Annotated in this window: 4 protein-coding genes; all 4 read right to left on the bottom strand. The window is 76.2% G+C overall.

Features of this window, described 5'->3' with window-relative positions; genetic code table 11:
• Positions 1-903, bottom strand: a 903-nt coding sequence (locus ACIQOV_RS26055) for a M56 family metallopeptidase (RefSeq protein ID WP_401052389.1), incomplete at its 3' end; no start/stop codon positions are given.
• Positions 900-1,271: a BlaI/MecI/CopY family transcriptional regulator gene (locus tag ACIQOV_RS26050; protein WP_401052386.1), complete on the bottom strand. Its 372-nt coding sequence runs from the start codon at positions 1,269-1,271 to the stop codon at positions 900-902. The genes ACIQOV_RS26055 and ACIQOV_RS26050, both read right to left, overlap by 4 nt.
• A 227-nt stretch (positions 1,272-1,498) precedes the next feature.
• Positions 1,499-4,240: an FtsX-like permease family protein gene (locus tag ACIQOV_RS26045; protein ID WP_401052383.1), complete on the bottom strand. Its 2,742-nt coding sequence runs from the start codon at positions 4,238-4,240 to the stop codon at positions 1,499-1,501.
• A complete protein-coding gene (locus ACIQOV_RS26040; protein ID WP_401052381.1) occupies positions 4,237-5,037 on the bottom strand; it encodes an ABC transporter ATP-binding protein in 801 nt (266 codons plus the stop codon). Before ACIQOV_RS26040 ends, ACIQOV_RS26045 begins: the two co-directional genes overlap by 4 nt.
• Positions 5,038-5,329 lie beyond the last annotated feature (292 nt).

The following is a 5,329-nucleotide window of genomic DNA, read 5'->3' as shown; positions in this document are numbered from 1 at the left end:
AAGTCGCACGGCTGCGCGCAGTTCCGCGAGCTGCTCGGAATGAGGCTGGCGCGGGAGGTCTTCCTGAAATGACGCCCCGCAAGTGACCCGAAGCCCCAGGGCCCCGCCGGACTCGGCCCCGGCCCCGGACTCGGCCCCGGACTCGGCCGCGGCGGCCGGAGCCGGGCCGCTGGTCGCCAACGCGCACAGGGCGGACGCCAGTTCGTCGCGCGACGCCCGCTCCAGCGCCGCGTCGTCCGCCGCCATCTCCAGCAGCAGCGCCACCTCGGAGCGCCCCAGCCGGGCCAGCGGCAGCGGCCCGAGCAGCAGCGCGAAGGTGTCGGCCGGCAGCCGGAACAGGTGGTGGCGGCCGCGGATGTGCCCGTGCTCGTGGGCGACGGCCGCCGCGAGCTGCCGCTCGTCCAGCAGCCGCAGCGCCCCGCGCGACAGCACCACCCGGGAGCGGCGCCCGGGCAGGCAGTAGACGGTCGGCCGGCCGTGCTCCAGCACCAGCGCGTCCCAGCGCCGGTCCGGTACGCCGACCACGTCCAGTACCGCCCGATGCCGTCGCCGGTCCCGTCCGGTGCGCAGACCGACGGCCGTCACCAGGGCGGCGAACAGGGCCGCGCCGACGGTGAGCAGCCACCAGTCGTGGGTGTGCGGCAGGCCGGGCCCGGCCGGTTCGCCGTGCGGGGGGCGCCCGAACAGGCCGAACAGGCCGAGCAGGCCGGCCGGCCGGTGGGCGAAGGGCTCCACCGCGTGGTGCGCGGTGAGCAGCAGGGCCACCGTGAACGAGGCCATCAGGGCGAGCCAGAGCGCCGCGCCCGTCGCCGGACGGGCCTGGAGCCGGACGGAGCCGGCCAGCCGGCGGGGCAGCAGGACGCCGGTCACCAGCAGCTGGAGGCAGAGCACCGCGAGGGTCACTCAGGGCCCCGGGACTTCACCTGTTCGAGGGCGGCGAGCAGGGCCGAGGCCTCGTCCCCGCTGATCCGGTCGACGAAGTGGAGCAGGGCGCCCGCCCGGTCGGGGGTGGTCTCCAGCGCCTGGTGCATCAGCCGGGCGGTGTACTCCTCGCGGGTGCAGGTCGGTTCGTACACCCAGGCGCGGCCGACCTTGTCGCGGCGCAGCCAGCCCTTGGTGTGCAGGATGTCCGCGACCGTGGTGACGGTGGTGTAGGCGACCGCCCGCTCCTGCTGGAGGTCGTCCACCACCTCGCGCACCGTGGCGGGCCGGCCCCAGGACCAGAACCGGTCCATGATCTCGGCCTCCAGATCGCCGAAGCCCCGTAGCACCGCCCTCTTCTCCCTCGCCGAGCCGACCACCGGCGCCTTTCGCCCGCCGGAACGCGGCCCATGGTACGGCGAGCGCCGGGCGCCCGCCCCCGGGTGAAGGGGACGGGCGCCCGGCGTGCCGCGGGTGGTGCCCAGGTGGTGGTCGGCGGGTGTGCAAGCCGTGTCGGAAGCCGCTCGCCGGGGCTGGGGGCGGGCGGCCGCGGTCAGGACGGCCGCCCGCCCGGGACTCAGGACAGCCGCCGCCCGAGCGGGATGCGGGAGCGGGTGAACAGCGCCGCGAGCAGCCCCGCGACCACCGGCAGCAGCAGCACGATCAGCATCAGCTCGCCCCAGGGAGCGGTGATCAGCGCCGGCTTGGCCCCGAACCCGCCGGCCCGGGACTTCAGCAGCCCCACCGCCGGCACGAAGCCGTTGACCGCGCCGAGCAGTGCGCCCAGCAGGGCGATCAGCGTGCACTGGAGGCCCGCCATGCTCCGCCGGATCCGCGGTGGCGCGCCGACCGCGGCCAGGGTGGCCTGGTCCTGCCGGGAGTCGGCGGCCGCCAGACCGGTGGCGATCCCGGCCGCGCCGAGCACGACCAGTCCGGCGAAGCCGGTGAGCGCCAGGGTGAGCGCGTCGCTCTTCGGCTGGTAGCCGCGTTCCACCTCCAGCGTGGAGAAGCGGTCCAGCCGGGCGGCGGCCGCCTCGGCCCGTTGCTGCGCCTTGCGGTCGGGCGGGGTGGCGGGCAGCCAGACCGAGCCGGTCGGCCGGGCGGCGAGCCCGAGTCCGGGCAGCGCGGAGGGCAGTGCCAGGCCCTGGGCGAAGTCGGCGGCGGCCGGGTTGTCCACCAGCACCGCGTCGACCGGGACCTCCTGCAGGTCAGGCTTGGGTACCTCGCCGGGCTGCAGCGGAGCGCCGCCTCCGCCTCGCAGGATCATCACGGCCTTGCCGTCGGCGCCCACCAGGGCCCGGTCGAAGACCAGCAGCTTCCCTGCGGCCAGTGCCTGTTCGGCGGCCGGGTCATGGATGCCGAACAGGTTGTGCAGCACGGTCGCGTCACCGGCGGCGAGGTGCGGCGGTGCGCCCAGGCCGCGCCGCTCCGGCGGGCCCTTGAGCTGGACGGTGCTGGCGCAGTTGTCGCAGAAGCGGTACTCCACCTGGCCGAGGTCGCCGCGCGGGCCGAGCCCGGACAGCTGCTTCTCCAGCTCGGCGCGCTCCTCGGCGAGCCGGGGCCCGTCGACGTGGCTGGTCAACTGGACGGCGCCGTAGGGGGCCTGGGGCCGGTAGTCGCGCCGGTTCTCGGCGTCGGTGCTGGTGGTGTAGACGCCGATGGCGACGGCCCCGGCCACCGCGGCCATCACCGCGGCCACCGCCGGAGCGGTGCGCGAGCGGTGCCGGGCGGAGTCGCGCAGGGCCAGCCGGGGGCCGAGCGGCAGCCGGCCGGCGGCCCGGCCGATCAGCGCGATCAGCATCGGGGTGCACAGCAGCAGGCCGAGTTCGGCGATCACCGAGCCGCCGAGCACGGTGAGGGTACGGGTGTCGTAGCCGCCGACGCCCGGCCGGTCGCGCTGCACCGAGGCCGCGCCGTACATCGCGAGCACCGCGCCGAGGGCGAGCAGCGCGACGCCGGACACGGTGACCAGGCGGTTGGGTCCGCGGACGGTGTCCCGGCCGGTCAGCCCGGCGGTGACGCTGCGCCGGGCGGCCTGCAGCGCGGGCAGCGCGGCCGCGAGCAGCGCGGTGGCCAGGCCGATCCCGGCGATGGCGATCAGGTCCACCGGCGGTACGGCGAAGTGGCCGAAGCGCGCGCCGCCGATCTGCTCGATCCACGGCCGCAGCACGGCGACCACCGCGGTGCCGAGCACCACGCCGACCACGGCCCCGGCCGCGCCGAGGACCAGGCCGCCGCCGAGCACCACCGCACCGACGTGGGCACGGCTCCCGCCGGCCGCGCCGAGCAGGGCGAGCTGGCGGCGCGAGCGGCGGGCGCCGACGGCGAACGCGGGCCCGGCGAGCAGGGCGACCTCCAGCAGCGCCAGGCCGGTGACGGTGGCGACGACCATCCTGGTGTTGGTGGCGGCCGTCGGGTCGCTGTAGCGGCGGGCGTCCCGGTAGTAGGGCACGGCCTGCTCCGGCGGCGGGGCGAGCGCCACCGAGCGTGCCGTGAGGGTGTAGCCGTGGGCGTTGAACCGCTGGACCTCGGCCCAGCCGAGCGGGGCGCCGGACGGCAGCCGGACCAGCCAGGCGGACCGGGCGGCCGAGGGCTTCTGCGCGGTGGGTCCGGCGCCGGCCAGCGCGGTGCTCAGCGGGGCGACCAACTCACCGGGCCGGGCGACGAGTTCGACCCGTCCCAGCTCGCCCGGGTGCTCCACGACACCGGTGATGGTGTAGGTGGTGCCCTCCAGGCCCTGGACGGTGGTGGTGGCGCCGGGCCGGAGCCCGGAGCGGTCCAGGAAGGCCCGGGTGACGGCCACCTCGTGCGGGGCGCCCGGGGCGCGGCCCTCGACCAGGTCGAGCCGGCCGCGCCAGACCGGGTCGCCGAGATCGGCCTCGGTGGTGAGGGTGCGGACCAGGCCCTCGGGCGAGGTCGCGCCGGCCTCCGGACCGGGCCGGGCCGGGGTGAGCACGCTGCCGGGCGGCAGCAGGGAGGCGACCAGGGCGGCCGGGTCGGTGCTCGCGCCCTTCTCCTGCTCGGCCGTCGGCTGCTCCCCGGGGCGGGGTTGGACGGAGAAGGCGCCGTCCTCGGCGATCGGGGCCTGCTCGACCGTCTGGCCCGGGTCGAGCGAGGTGACCAGGGCGTCCGCGCCGCCCACCACCCGCTCGACCCGTTCGGCCGGGGTCAGCTGCCCGCTGCGGTGGACCACGTCGGCGCCGGTGACGCCGAGGACGGGCAGTGCGATCATGGCGGCGATCAGCGCGCTGCGGCCCTTGGCCCGCAGGGCGTCGCGGCGGGCGATGCGCAGGGCGACCCGCCAGGCTCCGATCCTCACGGTGCCACCTCGCCGAGCACACCGGTCGGGTGCACCGCGGCGAGGCGGGCGGAGGACCGGCGGCCGGGGGTCTCCGAGGCGACCGCGCCGTCCCGCAGGTGGACCACCCGGTCCGCCCAACTGGCATGGGCCGCTTCGTGGGTGACCATCATGGCGGCGGCGCCGGCGTCGCAGCGGGCGCGCAGGACGGCGAGGACGGCCTCGCCGGTGGTGGAGTCGAGGGCGCCGGTGGGTTCGTCGGCGAGGACCAGGCGGCGGTCGCCGATCAGGGCGCGGGCGATGGCGACGCGCTGCTGCTGGCCGCCGGACATGTCGTCGGGGAAGCGGTCGGCGAGTTCCCCGATGCCCAGCTCCTCCAGCGCGGCCAGCGCCTCCCGGCGGGCCCGGCGTCCCGGGACGCCGTCGAGTTCGCGCGGCAGGGCGATGTTCTCGGCGGCGGTCAGGGCCGGGATCAGGTTGTAGTCCTGGAAGACGTACCCGATCGAGCGCCGCCGCAGGTCGGCGAGCCTGCCGCGGCCGAGGCCGCCGAGCGCGACCCCCTCCACCAGCACTTCGCCGTCGCTGGGCTGGTCCAGCCCGCCGGCCAGGGTCAGCAGGGTCGACTTCCCGGAGCCGGACGGGCCCATCACGGCGACGAACTCGCCCGGGTGGACGGCCAGGTCGATGCCGCGCAGGGCGTGCACCTCGGCGGCGCCCCGCCCGTGCACGCGGGTGACGCCCGCCAGGCGCAGGACGGGTGCGGGCCGGGTCGGATCGGTGTGGGACACACTTCCCCCTCGTGAGCTGCTCAACTGCATATGTCGGTGAACTATATATGCCGGAGGACGTGCTGCGCGGCGGGATGGTTCCCGAATGGTCTCCGGAGGGTTCTCCGGTGGGGGTGATCGGATTCAGTCAAACTTCTACAAAGCTGTCGAGGATGTGGGCGGAAACCCGGTCCGGGTCGTTCGGGGGCGGTCTATGCTCGGGGCGGTTCGCGGCTCGCGGTTCACCGCCCCTGAGCGCAACCCCTGCCGGGTCTCACACGCTCAAGGTTTAGCCTCATCCAGTTTCGCTCGCCACTACTCCCGGAATCACGGTTGTTTTCTC

The organism is Kitasatospora sp. NPDC091257, from assembly GCF_044757675.1.
GTDB lineage: Bacteria > Actinomycetota > Actinomycetes > Streptomycetales > Streptomycetaceae > Kitasatospora > Kitasatospora lactacystinica.
Note: the sequence above shows the minus strand (reverse complement) of the source record. Positions and strands in the feature narration are given on the sequence as shown.

Bases quoted from the DNA above. Each gene is read 5' to 3' on its own strand.
- ACIQOV_RS26040 (WP_401052381.1), bottom strand. From the start codon at position 5,037: ATGCAGTTGAGCAGCTCACGAGGGGGAAGTGTGTCCCACACCGATCCG.